The sequence below is a fragment of the Glaciimonas sp. Gout2 genome, assembly GCF_035018905.1.
Taxonomy (GTDB): domain Bacteria; phylum Pseudomonadota; class Gammaproteobacteria; order Burkholderiales; family Burkholderiaceae_D; genus Glaciimonas.
In genome coordinates, this window is the sequence record NZ_JASJXA010000009.1 from 12,516 (window position 1) to 36,426 (window position 23,911).

The 23,911-nt window shown below is 50.6% G+C and carries 17 protein-coding genes; 11 read left to right on the top strand and 6 right to left on the bottom strand.

Annotated features, from left to right (window positions below):
- Nucleotides 1-36: 36 nt before the first annotated feature.
- Nucleotides 37-951, bottom strand: a complete 915-nt coding sequence (gcvA, locus tag QN379_RS08510; RefSeq protein WP_322234837.1) for a transcriptional regulator GcvA — start codon at nucleotides 949-951, stop codon at nucleotides 37-39.
- A 186-nt stretch (nucleotides 952-1,137) separates the two neighbouring features.
- Between gcvA and QN379_RS08515 the strand changes: the two genes are divergently transcribed.
- Entirely contained in the window at nucleotides 1,138-1,437 is a 300-nt protein-coding gene (locus QN379_RS08515) for a DUF2917 domain-containing protein (RefSeq protein ID WP_322234838.1), read from the top strand.
- A 142-nt stretch (nucleotides 1,438-1,579) separates the two neighbouring features.
- On the opposite strand, the gene QN379_RS08520 is transcribed toward QN379_RS08515, so the two are convergent.
- Nucleotides 1,580-2,173 (bottom strand): YigZ family protein, encoded by a 594-nt coding sequence (locus tag QN379_RS08520; protein ID WP_323506463.1) that lies wholly within the window; start codon nucleotides 2,171-2,173, stop codon nucleotides 1,580-1,582.
- A 393-nt stretch (nucleotides 2,174-2,566) separates the two neighbouring features.
- Between QN379_RS08520 and QN379_RS08525 the strand changes: the two genes are divergently transcribed.
- Nucleotides 2,567-3,340, top strand: a complete 774-nt coding sequence (locus QN379_RS08525) for an exodeoxyribonuclease III (RefSeq protein WP_322234842.1) — start codon at nucleotides 2,567-2,569, stop codon at nucleotides 3,338-3,340.
- 598 nt (nucleotides 3,341-3,938) lie between these two features.
- Complete coding sequence (locus tag QN379_RS08530) at nucleotides 3,939-9,551, top strand: autotransporter domain-containing protein (RefSeq protein ID WP_323506464.1); 5,613 nt, start codon at nucleotides 3,939-3,941, stop codon at nucleotides 9,549-9,551.
- Between the two features lie 73 nt (nucleotides 9,552-9,624).
- Here QN379_RS08530 and QN379_RS08535 read toward each other — a convergent pair whose 3' ends face one another.
- A complete protein-coding gene (locus tag QN379_RS08535; RefSeq protein ID WP_322234846.1) occupies nucleotides 9,625-10,392 on the bottom strand; it encodes a class II glutamine amidotransferase in 768 nt (255 codons plus the stop codon).
- A gap of 262 nt (nucleotides 10,393-10,654) precedes the next feature.
- On the opposite strand from QN379_RS08535, the gene QN379_RS08540 reads away from it, so the two are divergent.
- Nucleotides 10,655-11,554 carry a LysR family transcriptional regulator gene (locus QN379_RS08540; protein WP_322234847.1) on the top strand — a complete coding sequence of 300 codons (900 nt, stop codon included), beginning with the start codon at nucleotides 10,655-10,657 and terminating at the stop codon, nucleotides 11,552-11,554.
- A gap of 86 nt (nucleotides 11,555-11,640) precedes the next feature.
- Here the strand turns inward: QN379_RS08540 and QN379_RS08545 are convergent, their stop codons facing one another.
- Together QN379_RS08545 and QN379_RS08550 are read right to left on the bottom strand one after the other, a co-directional pair.
- Nucleotides 11,641-12,039: a 4-oxalocrotonate tautomerase family protein gene (locus tag QN379_RS08545; RefSeq protein ID WP_323506465.1), complete on the bottom strand. Its 399-nt coding sequence runs from the start codon at nucleotides 12,037-12,039 to the stop codon at nucleotides 11,641-11,643.
- 263 nt (nucleotides 12,040-12,302) lie between these two features.
- Complete coding sequence (locus QN379_RS08550) at nucleotides 12,303-12,770, bottom strand: Lrp/AsnC family transcriptional regulator (RefSeq protein WP_322234853.1); 468 nt, start codon at nucleotides 12,768-12,770, stop codon at nucleotides 12,303-12,305.
- 118 nt (nucleotides 12,771-12,888) lie between these two features.
- Between QN379_RS08550 and rocD the strand changes: the two genes are divergently transcribed.
- The 6 genes from rocD (at nucleotide 12,889) to QN379_RS08580 (ending at nucleotide 21,121) form a co-directional block, all read left to right on the top strand.
- The gene (gene rocD, locus QN379_RS08555) at nucleotides 12,889-14,124 is read left to right on the top strand and encodes an ornithine--oxo-acid transaminase (RefSeq protein ID WP_322234854.1); all 1,236 of its coding nucleotides are present in this window, start codon (nucleotides 12,889-12,891) and stop codon (nucleotides 14,122-14,124) included.
- The gene (locus QN379_RS08560) at nucleotides 14,121-15,083 is read left to right on the top strand and encodes a dimethylarginine dimethylaminohydrolase family protein (protein WP_323506466.1); all 963 of its coding nucleotides are present in this window, start codon (nucleotides 14,121-14,123) and stop codon (nucleotides 15,081-15,083) included. Before rocD ends, QN379_RS08560 begins: the two co-directional genes overlap by 4 nt.
- Before the next feature lie 167 nt (nucleotides 15,084-15,250).
- On the top strand, nucleotides 15,251-19,009 hold the full coding sequence (gene metH / locus QN379_RS08565) for a methionine synthase (RefSeq protein ID WP_322234858.1): 3,759 nt from the start codon (nucleotides 15,251-15,253) through the stop codon (nucleotides 19,007-19,009).
- A 497-nt stretch (nucleotides 19,010-19,506) separates the two neighbouring features.
- Complete coding sequence (locus QN379_RS08570; RefSeq protein WP_323506517.1) at nucleotides 19,507-20,271, top strand: DUF6402 family protein; 765 nt, start codon at nucleotides 19,507-19,509, stop codon at nucleotides 20,269-20,271.
- A gap of 47 nt (nucleotides 20,272-20,318) precedes the next feature.
- Nucleotides 20,319-20,726, top strand: coding sequence for a hypothetical protein (locus QN379_RS08575; protein ID WP_322234862.1), 408 nt, complete (start codon nucleotides 20,319-20,321; stop codon nucleotides 20,724-20,726).
- Nucleotides 20,723-21,121: a hypothetical protein gene (locus QN379_RS08580; protein WP_322234864.1), complete on the top strand. Its 399-nt coding sequence runs from the start codon at nucleotides 20,723-20,725 to the stop codon at nucleotides 21,119-21,121. The genes QN379_RS08575 and QN379_RS08580 overlap by 4 nt, the downstream gene beginning before the upstream one ends.
- Nucleotides 21,122-21,363: 242 nt before the next feature.
- Here the strand turns inward: QN379_RS08580 and QN379_RS08585 are convergent, their stop codons facing one another.
- A complete protein-coding gene (locus QN379_RS08585) occupies nucleotides 21,364-22,998 on the bottom strand; it encodes an acyl-CoA synthetase (RefSeq protein WP_323506467.1) in 1,635 nt (544 codons plus the stop codon).
- 184 nt (nucleotides 22,999-23,182) lie between these two features.
- Between QN379_RS08585 and QN379_RS08590 the strand changes: the two genes are divergently transcribed.
- Nucleotides 23,183-23,878: a Crp/Fnr family transcriptional regulator gene (locus QN379_RS08590; protein WP_323506468.1), complete on the top strand. Its 696-nt coding sequence runs from the start codon at nucleotides 23,183-23,185 to the stop codon at nucleotides 23,876-23,878.
- The last annotated feature ends 33 nt before the right edge of the window (nucleotides 23,879-23,911 follow it).

Sequence of the window (23,911 nt, forward strand, 5' to 3'; positions counted from 1 at the left end):
GTTTGTGTCAATCGCAAAAATAAACAGTTGTTCTGGTTAACCGGGCCAACTGTTTTGTGCTTTAAATTCTGCTATTTCTTGTGTTAACCAGCCGTGAAAGGCTTGGACCTGTGGTTTATTCATGGCCTCCGGTAAGCAAGCAAAATAATACGCATTCGGACATAGCACGACAACATCGAACAACCGAATTAACTCACCGGCGGCGATTTCTTGTAGCGCGATGGCATGCCGCGTCAAGGCGATACCAAGCCCATCCGAGGCTGAGCGAAGTAGCATCGATGCATCTTGAATTCTCAAGCCACGACTTGGTTCTGGTAGTGTTATACCTGCAGCCTCAAACCACGGTTGCCAGGACTCCTCTGAATCCATGCGCAACAGCGTGCATTGCGCTAAAGCCTCTGGCTTTTCTGGCAAATGGCCTTGCCGATAACGAGGGCTGACGACCGGATAATAAAAATCATCCATCAATTTTTCCACCACCAATCCCGGATAGTGCCCGACGCCAAAGCGAATACCAACATCGATCTGTTCCTGCGCGAGGTCCTGGAGTTGGCTTGATGATTGCAGTACGACTTCCGTATCCGGGTGCAGGTCAATGAATTTCCATAACCGCGGTGCCAGCCAACGTGCGGCAAATGACGGTAGGGCTGAAATAGTGAGTCGTTTTTGCTTGGCATCGATTTTCAAGGCCTCTGCAGCAAGCGCAATTTCAGTCAGCGCTTTGCGTATCGTTGTGGCAAACCGTTGGCCTTGGTCAGTGATTGCGATGCGCTTGCCGTGGCGCGTGAATAATGCGAGGCCTAATTCGACCTCAAGCGCACGCACTTGATGGCTGATCGCACCGGGCGTCAGGCGTATTTCCTCGGCAGCGCGCGAAAAACTGTCATAGCGTGATGCCGCCTCAAAAGCCCGCAAGGCAGAAAGGGGAGGAAGTTTGCGTAGGTCGGCCATAGTTGTCGCGCATCCCTATGTGAATAAAATTAGCAAGAACGCGTGCAATTACTCGTTTTGTTTTACCGAATGTGTTGACTAGAATGTTCTTACCGGTCCAGCAAAGATTTCCATCAGCTGCAATTAGGGGCTGACAGAGATTATCCGGGTGGGTTGTAGAACTATACCAGCAGTTATCGGAGAAACATGATGAGAAATTTATTCACTAAAGAGATGCAACAGCCATTAGCCCTCAACGCAGGCCAAGTGTTGTCGATGCAAGCAGAATCTGCAGAAATATTGCAAGTTTCCAGCGGTCGTGTCTGGGTCACTATTTCTGGTCAAAGTGACGATTACTGGCTGAATGCAGGTGATTATCTCAACGTGGCCGCTGGTAGTCTCATGGTTCTTGAGGCCGACAAGGGCCGTAGTGTGATGCATTTGCGTCCTCAAATTCCGGCAGTAAGTCGATTTGTTCAGTCTGGTCGCCTAGCGTTACTGAGCTAAAGCGATTGGCGGCATAGTTTTCGGCAAAAAAGACGTGGAATACCACGTTCTTGTTTTTCGAGAACATGGCGGATGACTGGGACTAGACTGCTTGGAAATTGATGCTGGCAATCGCCATGGGCTAGCAGGACGGATCGGCGAATTAAAGACTCTCTTCGCGCCATTGCAAAGAACCATGGCAAATGTCATTTGCCTCTCGCTGAAATCCCGGTGCTGCAGAAAGTGGTAACGAAAAGCACATGCTGACCACGTCGGTATGAGTCACTTCAGCCAAGATTGCACCGCTTTGCTGTAGCAACCGTCGTAAAGGTCCTTCCAAGGCATACGGTACAGCGGCGCGCAGCGTGACAGTCACGACCAATGCGATTTTTTCTGCCGTTAATAGGGCTTGTGCCACCGTATCGGTATAAGCACGTACTAGACCCCCAGCGCCCAATCGAATGCCACCATAATAACGAACCACGACCGCCAGAACCTGTTCCAAATCCTGATGGCGTAATACATTGAGCATTGGCAAACCAGCGGTACCGCCCGGTTCGCCATCATCCGATGCGCCAGAATGACCGCCAGCCAACAGCGCCCAACAAACATGGGTGGCATTCGGGTGTTCGCCGCGCAATCTGGCGATTTCAGTCAAAGCTTCAGGTCGTCCGGCAACAGCGGTGACAAAACCGATAAACGTACTTTTCTTAATATCAATTTTGCTATGCGCAGGTTGAGCTAAGCTAAATGCCATGTTTGATCCGCGTTAATTGGTCGTAGAAATAGAGTTTTTATTGATAAAAAGACATTGGAGTCTAGAAATACTCTTGCTCGAAAGGGTGTTGCTTACATAAATGCTAGTCATGTCAGTTAGGCCCGGGCAGATTACATTGAAGTAAAGTCACCTGAAGTTGATGCGAACTATCGCACGCAATCCATTTTTCGTTATGCCAATTGGTGAAATGTCACACACCTTTTAGGCGACCTTCCAATTCCCTACTTCTAGTTTACAACATACCGTCATTTGACCCGACCGCCAGATCGGTTATCCTGATGTTCCAGAATAGCTGATCGACTTTGCTGCGGTTGTTTTTCTCTATTCCCTCTTAACAGCACTTGTTTTAACACCTTTATTGTCGACATCTCTATGCCAAGAATTATTTCTGCCAATCTCAACGGTATTCGCTCCGCCACTAAAAAGGGTTTTTTTGAATGGATGAGCAAACAATCTGCCGATTTTATTTGCGTGCAGGAGTTGAAAGCCCAAGCTCCTGACATGTCGCCTGAAATGCTCGCGCCAGAAGGTTACGTCGGCCACTTCCACTATGCGGAGAAGAAAGGCTATTCAGGCGTTGGACTTTACAGCAAACGCGCCCCAAACGCGGTCCGGATTGGATTTGGAAACCCGGAGTTTGATGCGGAAGGCCGTTACGTTGAATGTGACTTTGGCGATCTAACGGTGATTTCACTGTATTGCCCATCAGGATCGTCCGGCGAAGAACGTCAATTAGCAAAATTTCGCTTTATGGAAAGTTTTCTACCGCATTTGCAAGAGTTGAAAGCCAGCGGGCGGGAAGTCGTGATCTGCGGCGACTGGAATATCGCCCATCACGAAATCGATTTGAAAAACTTCAAAGGGAATAAAAAGAATTCCGGATTTTTGCCTGAAGAACGCGCTTGGCTGACCCAGTTATTTGATGAGGTCGCGTTAGTCGATGTGTTTCGGACGGTGGATCCACGCCCAGAGCAATACACCTGGTGGAGCAATCGCGGCCAGGCTTGGGCTAAAAATGTTGGTTGGCGTATCGATTATCATATCTCGACGCCAGGCATTGCCGCAAAAGCACACACCGTCGCCATCTACAAGGATGAGCGCTTTTCCGATCACGCTCCGCTGACGATTGATTACGCGGATCAATAAGTTTAAAAATAAGCTTTAAATTCCGGCAAAAATTGGATAGGTGAGTTGCCTCATCTTTTCCACTTACCTGCGCCGATAACTCCCTGCTTTGATTGTCATATTCCGCGCTTGGTTAACGCGTGTTCAATTATCGAGCTGTGTTGTTCACGCTAAAAACTAGCCTGTAAAAGTTGGCAGCTTTACCCATCCACCGTACCGCTACCCAGTGAGCGTTCACGGTGGATTTTTGCCGGATTCTTTTCACGAAACGGTAGCTCTTTCCCGGTTTTATTTCGTCGCCGTCAAGCCGACATTTTCCCTCTAATATCGCCAATATTTCGTTACGAAAACGAAGTAGCGTCCGGCTGCGCTGGGACCGCATCCGCAGTCCGCCACGCCTAAAAAATCGTGTCTCTTTTTTCGATTTTTTTGCAATTTATTCTGTGCGCTACCTGTCATTAATCGCATTGACTGCCTCCCTTCTCAAAATGTAACTTTGCCATCAGAAATGCCATATAAAAAATATTTTTTTGGCTTATTTTTTATGCGTCGCCGAATAAGTGGCCTTTTTTTTATTCAGTAGAAACATCTATAGATGTCAATTTTAAAAGGCACAAACGTGAATAAAATTTATAAATCTGTATGGAATGAAGCTACTGGTTCTTGGATAGTTGTCTCCGAGAATGCTAAGGGCAGAGTTAAAAGTAGCAAGGGCAGCAGATCCACCGCTATTCTGTCGATGACTGCACTGGCGTTCATTGGTATTCCAGCTTTGAACAGTTTTGCCCAAAGCTATATTGCCCCTGCGGGCAACAGTTACAGCCAGACATTAACAACCGTGAGCAATGGAAATACGGCTGCCTTCACGACCCCGTTCAATGCGAACGCGGTGGTAGGAAATGGCGCCATCTTCAATAGCTACACACTCAATACGGCCAATGCCGCGAACCTGCCAAATCTTCAAAGCAATCCTATTGCATTGCCCTTGAACCTCAATAACTACTGGGCTGTTAGCCCTACAAATCAGAACGCTTCAGTCACACAAGTGGATCCGGTGACGAAAGTGAATCGGACAGTTTCTGTATATACCGACGCCAGCCTTAGCTATGCCACAATCGGAGACGCGGGGAATTTCGGATTTATTGTCGCAACGCCCGGCACTGCCAATTTATATATTCAGGCCGGGATGGCGAGCGTCGACCACACAGGCGGCACACTGAACGTCAATATTGGTGATAACGTCAACACCACAGACAGTGGGAATGCGTTAAAGATTGCCGCGAGGCAAACGGATATTACTTTTGCCGACGGTACGGGTAGCGCTGCCAGCAACATTAACTGGACGTCAAAAAATCGTATTATTTTCGAGAGCACGCCGGTCATCGCTCCGGTTGCGGCGACAACTATTCAAGGCTACGTTACGCAATTTGGAGGGGCTGTCATCGCGCCGGACGGTGCGTTGTTTTCCGTCACAAATCCGGTCGCCTTGCAAACCTACAACGCCTATCTTATTAGCTTGGTGACAGGATCATTCGGCCTCACTCAGGCGGCTTACAATGCCGCCTTTAAACAAGCATTGGGAGCAGAGACGCCGATTACGGTGAGTGCCCCACAATGGACCAACGGACAGGCCAATACGACGGACGCTGCTGCCCTTGACGTCAAATATCTGAGTGTCATGCACGCTTCCGGCACCAATGCAACGGCGACACTAACAGGCACCGGTGTATTGGAAGTTGCGGGCTCGACTGACGGCGCCTTACGCGCTGATGGAGGTGGGCACATTATTAATAACGGCCTGCTATCTGTGATGCAGTTCAGTGGCAGCACACTTCGGTCAATTGCGATGACGATTGACGGGGCCGGCAGCACTGGCGTCAACAGCGGCGTCGTTACGTCTGGGGCATGGCTGAATGCCGACGGCACGCGAGTGCCGCAAGGACCACTCTCACAAGGTAACCTATATCAAAGCTTCGGTGCACAAGTGACCAATAATGGTGTCTTTACGAATACCGGCATCATTAATGCGGCGTTAGAAGGAGGGCCAGCGCAAGCAATCGGAATTTTTTTAAATGGTGGCGGCGCTGCAGCGAGTAACAGCGGGATTATTAATATTAGCGAGAGTTGGGGCAGCACTAATGCATCGGCACCAAATGGTCAAGCCTTCGGCGTTCTGATCCAGGGAGCCGGCAGCTTTGTTAATCAAGCGAGCGGTACCATTTATATTGGACGTGCACCGCAAGCGCACGCAGGGGACATAGTTCCTGACGTCGCCATCAATAACGGAAATGTCATCAACGCTGCCATCATGACGAATGGTAACAATGTTTCTATTGTGAATGACGGTACGTTGACGCTCGGGTCGCTAGTCCAGGATGCGGCGGGAATTGCCGTGCTCGGCGCGACGAATTTTAGTGCCACCAATAATGGCGCAATAAATGTCAACGGTGGCGCTGGGCTGGCTGCCCCGCTTCAAAATGTCGGCTTTCTAGTGCTGGATTCAACTGTGGGTACTGGTGCTGGCGCGATCAACAATGGTGCAATTTCTGTAGTCGGCGCGAATAATGTCGGAATTAAAGTTCTCGATACAGGCAGTTTCGGATCTGAAATAACGTCCACGATCGCGGGCAGCATTACGGTAGCCGGCGGTATTGATCCGACTTCTGGAACACGCAATTATGGCGTCTGGGCCGAGGGAACCGGCAGTGGTGTCGCGACTGCCAATATTGACTCCGCAATCAATTTAACCGGGGTTGGCGCTATCGGTGTGTTGGCACGTGGAAACGCCGTGATTAATGTAGGAGCAGACGTGTTGCGTGATTTTGGCAACACGGATGAAATCGGATTTTTTATTGACGGCGCACATGCCAAAATAAATGTTTCGGCCGCGAATCTGATTGTAAATACCGATCGATCGACGCTGTTTCGCATTGCTGACGGTGCCAGTTTTAGTGGTCAGGGATTGAAGATGACCGCCAGCGGTATCAATAGTACTGCGTTGTTAGGTACGGGCTCAGGTACGGCGATCAAAATCGATAATGCGGTGATTAACGTCAACAACGCTGGCGCAACTGCCGTACTGATTGAAGGCGGGGCTACCGGCGATATTAGCGCATTGGCTGACATCAACCTTAATAGTGCAGGTGCCATTGGCGGCGTGGTCGATGGTCAGCAGCATAGTTTGACTGGGGCGCTGCTCGGGACACCCGATGCGGCGACCAGATTGACATCCGCAAAAGCGCTCACCGGCAGTGCGGACAATATCGTTGGCTTCATTACACGCAATTTGGGACAGCTCGATAACAGCGGTAATATTGCCCTCACCGGTACGGATAGTATGGGTATTGATGTCCAGCAGGCTGGACGTTTGAATAACACGGGAACCATTACCGTGGGTGGCGGTGTTGGAGTCAGGGCATCGGGTAGCGATGCAGAAATTTCCAACCTCGGCACGGTGACTGTCAATGCAGGAGTTGCTGGTGTGCAATTGGTGAATGGCGCGGCTTTGACATTGACCGGCACCAACAATAGGATTACCACCTCTGGCGCCGCCAGTGGGGTGCTGCTTGATACCCATGCCGCTTCACTCGACGCCAGCAATTTGACTATTACAGCCAATGGAACCGGTGCAGGTATCGAAAACAAGGCTGAAATCGGTGCTGTCAAACTCAACAACGTAACGATCAACGCCAGCAGTGGCTCGGCCATTCGTACAGCCACCAGTTTTGATCCAACCTCCAGCGTTACGCTGAACGTTCTGGGAAGCGGAACAGGTATTGCGTTCCAACAGTATGGCACCGGCGCAGATGTCGCCAGCAATGTGGTAGTCGGGCCGCGTTACGCGATCAACGTATCGGGTGTGAGTGGAACCGGCATCCAGGCAAAGACCACCGGCGATGTCATTACCAGCGGCTTGATAACTGTCAGTAATACACGCGGCGGTGCAGCGATAGTGGCGCATGATGCTGCCACGATTACCAATACCGGAACTCTCTCTTCCGCTAGCATCAGTTCTATTGGTGTCATTGATGCTTCTGGTACCACCGCTAAGATGATTATCAACTCTGGGACCATCGTTGCAGCAAGCAACGCTAACGTCGCGATTCTGGGCGGTGACGGCGGCGACAAGATTAGTCTGGTCGGTGGCGCAGTGACCGGTAAAATCAACGGTGGTTCCGGTGCCAATACGGTCAACTGGACCGGGGGCACACTCGCGGGTGAAATTAACCTGGGTTCAGGGAATAATAACAAGGCGTTGGTTGGTGCTGTCGACCTTGCAACTACACGTCACGTCACGGCCAATGCCGGTACCACGGGCAATACACTGGAATTTTCTGGCACCCAAAACGCCAGTCGTGGCTTTGGCTCGTTTACTGCAGACGATATGACGCGGGGCCTTAATATTGGTAATAGCTATAATGCCATCACGCTATCAAACGGTGCAGATATGCGCGTTATTGGCGATCTATCGATGCAGAGTGCCGCCTCTTCCCTTAACGTGGCCGATACTACTTCCGTATTGCGTATTGGCGGCAGCGGTGCTACCGCAGGTAGCGTATTAAACCGTAACATTACAGATAAGGGCAATGTTGTATTCGATAATCTCGATATCCAGAGTTACGGCGGTGCGATCAGTGGTAGCGGTAACATGACGCGTGATCTGACCGGTACAACTACCCTGACGGGTGGGAATACTTATAGCGGGATTACCACTGTCCTCGGCGGGACGCTGGCCGCGGGGGCGACCAATACCTTCAGTGCCGCATCCGTGCACACAGTTAATGTTGGGGCGACGCTGGATCTGGCAGGTTTTGATCAACGTATCGCGGGTCTGAACAACGGGGGTACTGTGCGTCTGTTTTCTTCTTCCGACGCACTCTTGGCTGGTACTCAACTCACCATCACCGGCCCGATAGCTGGCAATGGAGGCACGGTACTTTTAGGTTCTAAGCTCGGCGTAGATAGCAGTGCGACGGATGCCTTAGTATTGAGTGGTACCGCAGCCATCGCACAGGGAATGACAAATTTGCTGGTGGTGAATCGCGGCGGGCTCGGTGCGCTGACCACAGGAAGCGGCATCCCTGTCGTGTTGGTACAAAATGGAGCGACAGCGGATGTCGGGACGTTTGTGCTCGCAAACGCTGGTGGCCATATCGATGCGGGCGCTTATCAGTACCATCTGACGGATGCGGCTGGTACACGTTATCTGACCACTTTTGCGGCAGTTCCCGATATTAAAGTTACCACCAATCGCGCCTATCGTAATGAGGTGGCCTTGTATAACGCGCTGCCCAATATATTGCGGCAAGGTGATTTGGCAATGCTATCCACCTTGCATCGGCGTGTTGGCGATGAAAATAGGCAGATTGTGGTAGACGATGGCAGTGATGAAGGTTGGGTCAATGCAAATCGGCGCGGCTGGGGGCGTGCTATTGGCGGTAACATCAATATGGCTCAGGCAGGCGACGCGAGTTTGAGCAGTCACGCCAACATGGGCGGCTTTCAGAGTGGCGTGGACATTTACGCAGGTCACAATTGGGGCGTCGGCGTATATGTGGGCGCGCTTGAGACAAACAGTAGCGTCAACGGAAACGTCGGAGGTATTTTTGGAAGCGCTGGCACGATGCGCTCAGATAGTAAATTTATAGGTGGCTATGGGACGTACCTGGACAACGGTTTCTATACCGACTTAGTGTTTCAGTATGGCATGCACCGACTTTCTGTTACCGCCCCGACCACACAATCAAATAGTAATGCGTTTAGCACTATGGCATCGATTGAGGTTGGCAAGCGCTTCTCCTTGGGCCATGGCTGGGCTCTGGAGCCACAAGCACAACTGATTTATGGTCGTAGCAAGCTCGACACCGTAGATATCGCAGGAGCCACTGTGCAGCAGGATGCAAATGGAAAAGTATTTGGCCGCCTTGGAGCCCGTATTACGACGGACATGGCGACTTCACTCGGACATCTACAGCCTTATGCACGCTTAAATCTATGGCATGGATTTTCAGGGAAGGACACAACGACTTTTGTGAATCCTGCTGCGACAACGCCAATATCAACAAGTGTCGGTTACACCTCAACCGAAACAGCGCTCGGATTAACCTTGCAGCTTGCCCCAATGACTAGCCTGTATGGTGAGGTAGGAAAATTATTCAGGGTAGGTAACAGTGACGATGCTCAGGTCAGATCATCGGTCGAAGGTTCAATTGGATTGAAAATTGGTTTTTAAACAGTTGCGCCGCATGCAGAATTTGTTTTAGCTGTATGTGGCAAACTGGTGGTGAAGTGATATAAAACGATATTCAGGGTCGTACTTCACCATCTATAAAAACCTTTAACTCCCCTTCGCCAAATTGCATCCATGTTTCATTTGTGGTCAACGGTGAAGTCACGATCACGGCGACGCGATCTTTGGGCGTGGTTACCTGAGAAAAATCGACTGTGACATCTTCGTCCGATAGTTTCGCCTCGGCAAATGGAAACTGGCGGATGATGTAATACAAATTGGTCGAGCAATGGGCGAAAAGTGCCGACCCATCGGATAGCATCATATTAAATGTGCCATGTTGCGCGATCTCTTTAGTCAACTCTTGCAACGCCATCGTTAATTGGGCCGTCGTCGGCAAGTTTTCGCCGAAACGTTGTCGTAACTCTTGCAGAATGTAGCAAAAAGCCAACTCGCTATCCGTATTGCCAACCGGACGAAAAGCGCCATTTAACGTCGGTGCGAAAGCCTTAAGATCGCCGTTGTGTGCAAATACCCAATAGCGACCCCATAATTCGCGCACAAACGGATGACAGTTTTCCAACGCCACCTGGCCTTGCGTCGCTTTGCGAATATGGGCGATGACGTTTTTTGACTTAATCGGGCAACGACGAATCAACTCAGCCACCGGTGAGGCAACAGCGGCCTGGTAATCGACGAAATGGCGTACGCCATTGCCTTCAAAAAAGGCAATTCCCCAGCCGTCGCTATGATGGTCGGTTTGACCGCCACGGGTCGAAAATCCGGTAAAACTAAATACAATGTCGGTCGGGACATTGCAATTCATTCCAAGTAACTGGCACATGGTTTCAGGTCAAGAAGTGGTATAAAAAGCCGCTTTACAACGAATCAACAAAGCGAAAACAGACTGCTAACGTTACCACGTGCAAGTCGTTTGACAAAAAAGAAATATCAACACGAGTAGTAGCCTATTAAAAATCAAAGATAACTACGGCACAACCTGCGCGATTTTCCACCTTTGAGACTTCAAAGTACCAAAGCATTCGTAGTCACCGATTGATGAATCTGATAACTTTGGATGTTAATGATTTTGGGAGCAAGGCGTCATGGATCAATTGGCGGCGATGCGTGCCTTTCGGCGGGTGGTGGAAAATGGCAGTTTTACCGCTGCCGCGGCTGAACTCAACCAGTCGCACACCATCGTTTCACGACAAATACGCCAGCTTGAAATTGAGCTGGGTGCACAGTTGCTCAATCGTACTACGCGCCGCTTTTCGCTAACCGAGGCAGGGCAGGAATATTACGAGCGATGCAAACAAATACTTAATCAACTGGATGACGCGGCAGAAGCCATATCTTCCCATCAGGCGAGGCCGTCCGGCACGCTGCGCATCAACGCACCGCAAGCATTTGGCACCATCGAACTGTCAAGTTGGCTGCCGACATTTGTGATGGCTCATCCACAGTTACGGGTGGATTTGGTCTGTAACGACCGTTTTGTTGATCTCATTGAGGAGGGCTTCGATGTCGCGCTGCGTCTGGCGCATGACTTGGCAGACTCGACCCTCATCGCTCGGCGACTTGCAGTAAGTGATTTACTGTTAGTGGCTTCTCCCGACTATCTTCAGCGGAATGGCATTCCACAAAATCCGCTGGAACTGGCGACCCACAATTGCCTGATATATTCTCTCGCCTCGAAGCCAAGCCTATTCACTTTCACGGCAACCGATGGAACGTCGCATCCGGTTGCGGTGCGCGGCAACTTGCAAGCCAACACCGGTATTGCGCTTCGTTCGGCAGCGCTCGCCGGTTTGGGTATCGCTGCAACCGCCTCTTTTATCGTGCATGAAGATTTACGTCGCGGCGCTTTGGTGCACGTATTGCCGTCATTTACGTTAAAGCCACGTGAGTTGTATGTGCTGTATCCACAAAATCGTCATCTTTCGCCGAAGGTGCGCGCTTTTGTGGAGTTTGCGAGTGACTGGTATCGGACGCCACGCTGGTAGTGATCGGCATGCTGTCAAAACGGCGGCCACCTTCGAGGGAGCGATGCGGGTCATTTTTTTGGGAAGATTGACCGCCGGTTCGCGCATTACAGTTTTGCGACCACGGCCCTTTGTTGCTGCGTTAAGCCGCCATAACCGTATGCCGCGGCGCGTGCATCGTGCACGTGTACATAACTTTCATGATGCAAATCGCCGAGCAAATCTGCCATTGCATTGAATACTGCGGCGATATAGGCGGCTTTTTCATCAGCCGTATTCGTTTCATCGGTGATACGAATAGCCAAAAAGAAGCTGGTTTTGTGTTGCGCGTGCAAACTCTCTCCCCCGACAAACCAATGGGCCGGATCGACGTGCGAAATAGCAATCGAGGTAAGCTCCGGTTTCTTATGCAAAATGTCCGCAGTCAATTGCGAAAGCGATTGCGCAACCTTGGCCGACGTTATGGCATTTGGCGGAGTTGATAGAAGTACAGTAAGTATGGGCATGATGTGCTTTCAATAGTATTTCGGACTGGCCCGCAACGCCCCAGCGGCGCTGTGCTTTCCTGGCTGCTGCTGATCTCGGGGAACCCGTCGGTCAGATGGAGACCAAAGTGTAGCCGCGCCGGAATCCGCAATACAGCCATCCCTAAACACATAATTCGTGCAAATTACGCACTAATCGTCACCAATGGATCGCTTAGTGTGATCGAAAGCAGGTTCGCACTCTTTGTCTTCTCTGTGCTAAAGGCAATCGATCCATCGATCCATCAATCTGCAAGTGGTAACGGGCTTGGTGGTTTGATCTCTTCCAGGCAAACCATCGATTTAACGCCCGCCACGCCCGGGACCTGCATCAACCGGTCGGTCAAAAATCCGGACAGCGATTTCAAATCGCTCGCCACTACTTTGAGCAAGTAGTCAAAATCGCCAGAGATGGTGTAACACTCAAGAATTTCCGGAAATGCGCGAATCGCTTGTTCAACCTTGCGGACCTGTTTGAACTGCTCACGCGCGATGTTCAAGCTGACAAATGCCGTAACGCCCAAACCAATCGCCGCAGGTTCTACTTGCGCCGCGTAACCACGAATAATGCCGTCCTTTTCGAGCCGCTGCACCCGCCGATAGCATTGCGGTGCCGATAGATTGACCCGATCCGATAACTCGACATTAGACGCCCGCCCGTTCGCCTGCAACGTGCGCAACAAAATTTTGTCATATCGATCCAATTTTTCCATTTATCATCTCATTCCTGCACGAATCATGCGTTTAAGTAGCGAAACATGCTTCATTATGCACAAATATTTTTATGCTTTGTGATTATCATGTAATCATAAACTGTGACCGGAGCGCATCATGAAAAACCCAGCCATCGCACTAGAAAATCGCTACAGTGCGCATAACTATTCACCTTTGCCTGTCGTTCTCAGCAGCGGGCGCGGCGTGTGGCTTATGGACGAAACAGGCAAGCATTATCTCGACATGATGTCCGCCTATTCGGCAGTCAGTTTCGGTCACAGCAATCCCACTTTAGTCGCAGCCTTAACCCGTCAGGCCAACCGGCTCGCCGTGACTTCCCGTGCGTTTTATACCGATCAACTCGGCCCATTTTTGCAGTTGCTGTGTGAAATGACCGGACAACCCAAAGCGCTGCCGATGAATAGCGGTGCAGAAGCTGTCGAAACCGCGCTTAAGGCCGCGCGGAAATGGGGCCACAAGGTGAAAGGAATTCCTGATAACAGTGCCGAAATCATCGTCTGCAAGGGTAACTTTGGGGGACGCACCACGACTATTATCGGATTTTCATCCGAGCCGCAATATCGTGACGGTTTTGGTCCGTTTCCGTCAGGCTTTGTATCAATACCGTTTGGCGATGCAGCAGCGCTGGAAGCGGCAATTACACCGCGAACAGCCGCTTTTTTGGTCGAGCCAATTCAAGGTGAGGGCGGTATTATCGTCCCGCCCGATGGCTACCTCGCTGCGTGCAGAGAAATTTGTACACGCCATAATGTCCTCCTTATTTGCGATGAAGTGCAAACCGGATTGGGTCGTACCGGCAAGCTACTGGCTTGCGACCACGAAAATGTCGTACCGGACGGCCTGATTCTGGGCAAAGCGCTAGGTGGCGGCTTGTTGCCAGTATCGGCATTTTTGGCACGAGAAGACGTCATGGCCGTGTTTACACCGGGCGACCACGGCAGCACTTTTGGCGGCAATCCGTTGGCCGCTGCGGTTGGTCACGCCGCGCTATCGTTGCTGCGCGATGACCATCTGGCGGCAGCCGCTGACCGCATGGGACAGCGCTTGCAAAGCGGCTTGCGCGCGATGTCGCATCCGGCCATCCGTGCAGTGCGCGGCAAAGGGTTGCTGATCGGGATGGAACTGGACCCGTCCATTATTTCGGCCCGCGCATTTTGTGAAATATTGCTGGAGTTAGGCATGTTGTCAAAGGACACGCATGAAACCGTGGTGCGGTTTGCGCCGCCGTTGATAATTAGCGCCAGCGAAATAGACACCGGACTCAACATCATTCGTAAGGCACTCGAAGCAATACCATCGGTCACCGCGCCAGCGGAACGGAGCTACGCATGACTTACGCCGGATATGACACGGCGCAAGCGGGCATCGAAAAAAGTGAATTGGTCGAAGCCAATGTCGCTAGCACGTTGAGCGCCACAAAATCAACTTACTTGATGTGTGCGCCAGATTACTTTGAAGTCGCATACGTCATCAATCCGTGGATGGCGGGCAATATTGCGCATGCCGACCACGATGTTGCCAGTTTGCAATGGGAAGAATTGGTCAGTGAAATTGCCTCCGTTGCCATCGTTCAACAGATTCCTGCCAAAGCTGGCGTGCCTGACCTCGTGTTCACCGCTAACGGCGGCGTAGTACGGGGAAATAAAGTGGTGCTCTCCCGATTTCGCCATGTTGAACGACAAGCGGAAGAAAGTCATTTCGAACATTGGTTTGCGGCGCACGGATTTGAAGTGTTAAAACTGGCATCACATTTACCATTTGAAGGGGCGGGGGACGCCTTGTTAGACCGTCATGATGACTTGTTGTGGTTTGGACACGGCCATCGCTCTGACGTGGCTTGCGCAGAACCGCTTTCTCAACTGTTGGACGTTGAAGTACAACCACTGCGTTTGGTCGATGCGCGGTATTATCATCTTGATACCTGTTTTTGCCCGCTTGAGGGCGGCGAAGTGATGTATTTCCCGGACGCTTTTGATGCTGCATCACAGATAGCTATTGCGGCCCGTGTTCCCCCGCATCGACGTTTGATTGTCAGCGCAGACGACGCCTTGCATTTTGCATGCAATAGTGTCAATTGCGGCCAACACATTTTTCTTAATTGTGCATCGGTGGCGTTGGTTAATGTGCTCACAGAGCATGGCTACATCGTGCACCAAACACCACTCACCGAATTCTTAAAAGCAGGAGGCGCGGCTAAATGTCTCACTTTAAAACTAAATGAACCTGTGCCGTGCCAACAAACCATCCCTTCAGTTATCAGGCTAGTGGATGCTGTCGATTGCCAGGAATGATCCATACCAGCGCGTTAAGCTATTGTTTCAAAGAACATAACCCTTTGATTTAACGTATAATTTCTTCTATCCACCGTATGTCTAACCCGGCGCTGCCTGCGACCGGGTTTTTGCATTTTTTTGACTGCGGATCAATACCTGTTCATTTCAAAGACTAAAGTAAGCCTATGAAGCCCGTCGTCAACCAGATATCTCCTACCGAAACCCATTTGCGGCAGTTATTGTCGCAGCGTATTTTGATACTCGATGGCGCGATGGGCACCATGATTCAGCAATACAAGCTGACGGAGGAAGATTATCGCGGTGGTCCAGTTGGGCGCTTCATCGGCTTTCAAGGTCCCGGTCGCGAATTGTTTGTCAAAGGCAACAACGAATTACTGTCGTTGACCCAACCGCATATCATCAGCGAAGTGCACGAACAGTATCTGGCCGCTGGCGCCGATCTGATCGAGACCAACACCTTCGGTGCGACGACCGTTGCGCAAGACGACTATCACATGGCGCATTTGGCGTATGAGATGAACGTTGCCTCAGCGCGTTTGGCACGTGCCGCCTGCGACAAATATTCGACCCCGGACAAGCCGCGCTTTGTCGCTGGCGCGTTGGGACCGACACCAAAAACCGCGTCAATTTCGCCAGAGGTCAACGATCCGGCGGCGCGTAACGTGACGTTCGATCAACTGGTTGCGGCCTATCTGGATCAAACGCGCGCGCTGGTCGAAGGCGGGGCCGACGTACTCTTGGTCGAAACCATTTTCGATACGCTCAATTGCAAGGCCGCTTTGTTCGCAATTGATACCTTCTTCGAAGAGTCCGGTCTGCGCTTGCCGATCATGATTTCCGGCACCGTCACCGACGCATCGGGACGTATTTTATCGGGCCAGACTGTGCCCGCGTTCTGGAATTCGATTCGCCATGCCAACCCGCTGACCGTGGGCCTCAACTGCGCACTAGGCGCGGCCTTGATGCGGCCGTATGCCGAAGAATTGTCCAAGATTGCCGACACCTTTGTCTGCATCTATCCAAACGCCGGTTTGCCCAATCCAATGAGCGATACCGGGTTTGACGAAACGCCGGATGTGACTTCATCGCTGCTAAAAGATTTCGCCGAAAGCGGCTTCGTCAACATCGCTGGCGGTTGCTGCGGCACCACGCCGGATCATATTAAAGCCATTGCCGATACCGTCGCCAGCATTGCGCCACGCGTTGTTCCCGAGACGACGCACGAGATGCGTCTGTCCGGCCTTGAGCCTTTTACCATCGACGACAGTTCGCTCTTCGTCAACGTTGGTGAACGCACCAACGTCACTGGCTCGAAAGCTTTCGCTCGATTGATTCTTAACGAGCAATACGACGAAGCGCTGGCGGTAGCGCGGCAACAGGTTGAAAACGGCGCTCAGATCATCGACATCAACATGGATGAAGCGATGCTGGATTCGTTAGCGGCGATGACCCGTTTCCTCAACCTGATCGCTTCCGAACCGGACATCGCACGCGTGCCGATCATGATCGATTCGTCGAAGTGGTCGGTGATTGAGGCGGGCTTGAAATGCGTGCAAGGCAAGGCCATCGTCAACTCGATTTCGATGAAAGAAGGCTTGCCGGAATTTATTCGCCAAGCCACATTATGCCGCCGTTATGGCGCTGCGGTAATTGTGATGGCCTTCGATGAAAAAGGTCAGGCCGATACCTACGAACGCAAAATTGAGATCTGCAAGCGCGCATACGATATTCTGGTCGAACAGGTTGGCATTCCCCCGGAAGATATTATTTTTGATCCGAATATTTTTGCGATTGCCACCGGTATCGAAGAGCATAATAATTACGCCGTAGATTTTATCAACGCCACGCGCTGGATTCATCAGAATCTGCCGTACGCCAAAATCAGTGGCGGCGTATCGAACGTCAGCTTCAGTTTCCGCGGCAACGACCCGGCGCGTGAAGCAATTCACACAGTATTTTTGTATCACGCGATCAAAGCTGGCATGACCATGGGAATCGTCAACGCCGGTATGATGGGCGTGTACGACAGCCTGCCCGCTGAGTTGCGCGAACGGGTCGAAGACGTGGTGTTGAATCGCCGTGATGACGCGACCGAACGCATGATTGAAATCGCCTCTACTTTGAAAGCTGGCGCCAAGAAGGAAGAAGAAACCCTGGAATGGCGCAGCGGCACGGTGCAGCAGCGCTTGTCGCATGCGTTGGTGCAAGGTATCACGCAATGGATTGTCGAAGATACCGAAGAAGCACGTCAGGAATTGCTGGATAACGGTGGTCGTCCGATCCACGTTATCGAAGGTCCGTTGATGGACGGTATGAACGTCGTCGGTGACTTGTTCGGGCAAGGAAAAATGTTCTTGCCGCAAGTGGTGAAATCGGCACGCGTGATGAAACAAGCGGTTGCGCATTTGATTCCGTTCATCGAAGAAGAAAAACGCCTTGATGAAGAACGCACCGGCATCGCCGCCAAGCCGAAGGGAAAAATCGTTATCGCAACGGTCAAAGGCGACGTCCATGACATCGGCAAAAACATTGTTTCAGTGGTCTTGCAGTGTAATAATTTTGAAGTCGTTAACATGGGCGTCATGGTCCCGTGCTCTGAAATTCTGGCAATGGCAAAGGCAGAAAATGCCGACATCATCGGTCTTAGTGGTCTGATCACACCGTCGCTGGAAGAAATGGCCTACGTCGCTAAAGAAATGCAGCGCGATCCTTATTTCCGTAGCGTAAAAATGCCGCTATTGATTGGTGGTGCAACCACCAGTCGCGCCCATACTGCGGTCAAGATTGCGCCTAATTATGAAGGTCCGGTGGTGTATGTGCCGGATGCATCGCGTTCCGTGTCAGTGGCGCAATCGCTGCTGACGCCAGAACAGCGGGATCAATACGTTGCCGAAATCGCCGTTGATTACGAGCGTATTCGCGTCCAGCACGCCAACAAAAAAGCCGTTCCGATGTTGAAATTGGCAGATGCGCGGGCCAATCGTACCAAGTTGGATTTTGCGCCGGTAAAACCGAAATTCATAGGCCGTCGCCTGTTCAAAAATGTGGATCTCGGCACACTTGCTCGCTATATCGATTGGGGTCCGTTCTTTCAAACCTGGGATTTGGCAGGTCCGTATCCCGCCATTTTGACCGATGAAGTGGTTGGCGATGCTGCCAGCAAAGTATTCGAAGAAGGTCAGGCTTTGCTGAAGAAAGTCATTGACGGACGCTGGCTGACAGCCAACGGCGTGATCGCCTTGTTACCGGCAAATACAGTCAACGACGACGACATCGAAGTCTACACAGACGATACCCGTACGCAGGTTGCTTTCACCTACTACGGCGCACGCCAGCAAACGGTAAAACCGATCATTGATGGCGTCGCACGACCAAATCAATGCCTCTCCGATTTCATCGCGCCGAAATCATCCGGCATCGCCGATTACATCGGCTTGTTTGCAGTCACCGCAGGCATCGGCATCGAGAAATACGAGAAGCGTTTTGAAGATGCGCACGACGATTATTCGTCCATCATGCTGAAGTCATTGGCAGACCGTTTAGCCGAAGCATTTGCAGAATACTTGCATGAACGGGTGCGCAAAGATTTGTGGGGTTATGTGCCGACTGAAGACCTGTCAAGTGAAGCATTGATCAAGGAATCTTATAGCGGTATTCGTCCTGCGCCAGGTTATCCTGCGTGTCCTGAACATACCGTCAAGGCCGACATGTTCAAGGTATTGCAATGCGAAGAAATCGGCATGCTACTCACAGAATCCTACGCGATGTTTCCTGGTGCGGCGGTATCAGGTTTCTATATGGCCCACCCGGAATCGAAGTATTTTGTCGTCGGCAAGATCGGTGACGATCAGGTCAGCGATATGGCGAAACGGCGTGACGTGCCGAAGGAAGAAATCGAACGCTGGATGGCACCGAATCTGTAACGTTATTGTTCAAGCCCTTTGTCTCAAAGGGCTTTTTTTATATCTCAAATACGATAGCGGTTGGTATCGATGACTGTGTTGATAGGCGCGCGCTGATCGTTGATGAGGATTACCGCTGTTCAAAGTCTTTGCTGAACCGCCTTGATCAGCGTTGATTATATGGCGCGTTCTTAGTTCGTATCCAGCAATCGGCAGTTGCGCAACTGGCTTGCGTCTGCGCCACTACATGCGGTCCGTTCCTCACCGTTCTATTCAGAATGGATACACCCCCGATACTAAGTCGAACACCTAACAAGCATTCAAACATCGTAAAAATGCAAACAATAGCGTTGATACTCGTCGTAAATTTCGATGACCAACTCTATTGAGAATGCTATGACAAGACAGGACGCATTACCAACGCGATTCGGAGTGGACAAAAAATGAGTCTACCCATTGCAGTCGCCATGACAACCCCGTGCAGTGATCGTAAGGGAGTGGAATGCGCAATAGAAATTATGCAGCTCCGTGACATCCCCGACATCATGGAAAAAATGGGCTGGCCTATCGCCGCACAGATTATGCGGCACTGGTTCGAGAACGACTCTGGTTGGGTGATGCCCAACGACGTAAAAATAGGGAAATTTGATCCTTGTAAACTGACGCCAGCGGAGTATGACGACCAGATTATCAAGATGGCGTGGTTACTGAAATTTCCGCGTGCGGTGGAGGCGTTTGATGATGTTTTGGAAAATTGGGCAACGGATAATGGAAAGGATGAGCTTGTTAAAAAATTAATAAAATGGGGTTGGAAACCAAAATCGATAGAGCCATGCAAGTTAGGAAGCCGCACCCTGTCTGCGCGTGAACTAGATAGTAAGTGCCAGGTGAATTACCGAGAATTTGGCACAAAACTAGATGTTATGGACGAGCTATACGGTGCTGTTGGCAAGGGCATTTTTAAACTGGCCGTAGTCGGCGAAACAAGCACCAATTGGTTGCTGCAACAGGACATATTTCATGTCAAGCATATCGGCATTTACTTACGCGATACCTACGACTTCAATACTACTAGCACTTTTGAAGAAATGGTTCCTTTGGGGGTATGGAGCAAAACGCGGTTACTTCCAAAAGATGAAATGGCTGCTTACATGTTGTTGTACAGCGCTATAAACAAAACAAACATGAGTAAACAATTTCCTAGTGTGGTCCCTGCCTTTAACGACGACTTCCGACGCTACCAAACGCGCCATAAGACAGGTGGGGATTTTGTGGTGTATTAGGATGTGATGTGGGTAAAAGTACCTAAAAAAATGGAGATAGCGCTACCGTGGCAAAAATCAAAATCAAAATCAAAATAAAATGGATTTTCATATTAATAGCTCTTCCTGTACTTGCCTATTTTACGTATAAAAATTGGCATGAGGGAACGCCTTACGGAGAAAAACAATATAGCCCGAATAAGGAGTTCTATTATCAGCGATACAAAGTCTTCACCATTGAGGAGTGGATTCCGTACGTGCCGATGCCAGGAGGAGGTTCTGACAGTTTGTTTTATGTAGACGGTTACGTCAGGGGATATACAGCAAACGGAGATTTTATTGGAGAAGCGTACGCACACGGAATGCCGATGGCAAACATATTCTGGATATATGACTTTCTTGTCGTGATGGATGGTGCTAGTAACAATGATGATGATGGACGAATTAAGTTTCCAAAAGATGTAGGTTTTCCATGATAAAAATCAGAAGAAAATGGCTTTTCATATTAATAGCCCTTCCCGTGCTTGCTTATTTTTCTTATGAAAATTGGCATGAGGGAACGCCGTACGGCGAAAAACAATATAGCCCGAATAAGGAGTTCTATTATCAGCGATACAAAGTCTTCACCATCGACGACTTGATTCCCTTCATGCCGCTGCCGGGCGGAGGTTCTGACAGTTTGTTTTATGTAGACGGTTACGTCAGAGCATATACGGCGGCCGGAGACTTTATTGGAGAAGCCTACGCACACGGAATGCCAATGGCAACCAAATCTTGGTGGCGCAATAAACTCGCAGTGATGGATGGTGAGGAAAGCGGCAAGGATGGCGAGGGCATAATTATCCTTCCGGGAAGTTCAAGCGAGCCATGATAAATATCAGAAAAAAATGGCTGTTCACATTAATAATGCCTCCTGATTGTCTATTTCAATATGTAAATATTCACCAGAAAATTCCATACGAAGAAAAAATATAGTCTGAACAAATTTTTGTTCTGTTAATAAAAAGCGGCCTGCTTAACATCTCAACAGGCCGCAAGTTTCATCATGATATTTTCCAATACGCCACATTCAGCGTCAATCCCACCAGCTCAATTTAATCCAGCAGTCTCCACTTAAACATCAATAGCCGCTTGCGAGTGCACCCGATTGCGTAATTCAAATTTTTGAATTTTCCCAGTTGAGGTCTTCGGTAGCGTACCAAAATACACGGCTTTCGGCACTTTGAATCCTGCCAGAATATTTTTACAAAAAATGATTATTTCCGCTGCCGTTACTGTTGCCCCTTCTTTTAACTCGACAAAAGCGCATGGCGTTTCTCCCCATTTTTCGTCCGGCTGGGCGACTACTGCGGCGGCTAAAACGTCTGGGTGGCGATAGAGCGCTTCTTCGACTTCGACGCTCGAAATATTTTCTCCTCCGGAGATGATGATGTCTTTGCTGCGATCCTTAATTTTGACATAGCCGTCGGGCATGCACACGCCGAGATCACCGGTATGAAACCAGCCACCTTCAAATGCTGCTTGTGTGGACTTTTCGTTTTTGAGGTAGCCCTTCATGCAGATATTGCCGCGAAACATGATCTCGCCAATTTCTAAGCCATTGGCTGCTACTGGTTGCAGCGTCGTCGGGTGCAATACGGCGAGCGATGTTTGCAGGTGATAGCGCACGCCTTGCTGTGATTTTTTGACGGCGCGGGCGTCGACGCTGAGTCCACTCCAATCGGCTTGTTCTGCGCACACGGCTGCGGGACCGTAGGTTTCGGTCAATCCATAAACGTGGACCAGATCGAAGCCCATTTCTTCCATTTTTGCGAGTACGGCGGCGGGCGGCGGCGATCCTGCGACCATGCCGCGTACGACGCCCTGTATGCCATCGCGCCATTCGGCGGGTGAGTTGGCTAATGCGGCATGCACAATCGGGGCTGCGCAATAGTGCGTAATTTTCTGTTCTTTGATCAGGTCAAATACCAGCTTTGGTTCAAACTTGCGCAAACACACGTTGACGCCGGCGCGCGCGGCAATTGTCCATGGAAAACACCAGCCGTTGCAATGAAACATCGGCAGCGTCCACAGATACACAGGATGCTTCGGCAGATCCCATTCGAGGATATTCGATATGGCATTCAGCGTTGCGCCACGATGGTGATACACCACACCTTTAGGGTCGCCCGTTGTGCCGGAAGTGTAGTTCAGTGCTATCGCGTCCCATTCATCCGTTGGCGGCTCCCAGACAAAATCGGTATCGCCGGTTGCCAGTAACGCTTCATAGTCGGTATCGCCAAATGGCGCGGCTTGCGGCCCGAGCAAATCATGCACGGCAATAATCGTCAGACCAGCAATCTGCTGTGCGAGTTGCCCCGCCAGTTCAGCGAATTCGGTATCCACGACGAGGACTTTGGCTTCGGCATGGCGCAGCATGAAAGCCAGCGAAGTCAGGTCGAGTCGAATGTTCAGCGCGTTTAGTATTGCCCCTGCCATCGGAATGCCAAAGTGCGCCTCTACCATTGCGGGTGTATTCGGCAGCATGACGGCGACAGTGTCACCTTTTTTGACGCCAAGTCGCTGCAAACCGCTGGCAAGTCGTTTGGTGCGGTCGTACGTTTCGCGCCAGTTTTGCCGGAGTTGCCCGTGCACAATCGCTAGCCGGTCGCCGTAGACCTCGGCGGCACGAGCGATGAAATCGATGGGCGTGAGTGCTACAAAGTTGGCTTGATTCTTGCCAAGGCCGGTGTCGAAATCTGCTGCCATGCTAGTCTCCTGATGGAATATGCCACTATCCTGATTGGTTTTGTTATTGTGTAATGGCGTAATGGTGTAATGGTGTAACAGGCGTTAGCCTATCACTTGCTAGGCATTTTGTTTGTCATGCAGATGACAGGTTGCGCACTTTGGACAAAAAATATTCAACTATTTCCATTTCATAGTAGATGCCATGACAAGTGTCGGGTTAAACCTTATTGATCAGCTTTCCATGCATGCGTGGTTTTTGGCGCTGGCTCCGGAACATCAGACGCTGGTAGCAAAAACGACAGTGATCCAGCATTTTTCCCCAAGGGAATTTGTGGCACGCCGCGGCGTTATTTCGCACTATTGGATCGGTGTGCAGCGCGGATTAATCAAGCTGGCTATCTACAGCGCAGATGGTCGCAGTTGTACGTTTTCAGGTATTCCTGCCGGTGGTTGGGTCGGTGAGGGCAGCGTGATCAAACGGGAGGTGCGCAAATATGACGTGATTGCAGTACGCGACGCTGAGATTATGTTAATTCCGGAGCAGACGTTTCATACTCTCTTGGCTGAAAGCTTGCCGTTCACCGCCTTCGTTATTCGGCAACTGAATGAGCGTATGGGCGAGTTCATTGCTTCGTTGCAAAACACGCGGTTGCTAAGTGCCGATGCGCAGGTTGCTCAAGCGATTGCGCAGTTATTTCATCCTGTGTTGTACCCCCGCACGATGGCGGTACTCGCCTTTTCTCAAGAGGAAATCGGTTTGTTGACCGGATTATCACGCCAGCGCGTCAATCAGGCGTTGCAGGAACTGGCCAGATTGAATCTGGTGACAACTTCCTACCAATCGATTCAGGTGGTGGATCTGGATGGATTGCGGCGCTTTGGTTTGGCGGAATTATGAGACTGATTGACGGGCTTGGCGGTAATGGAATAT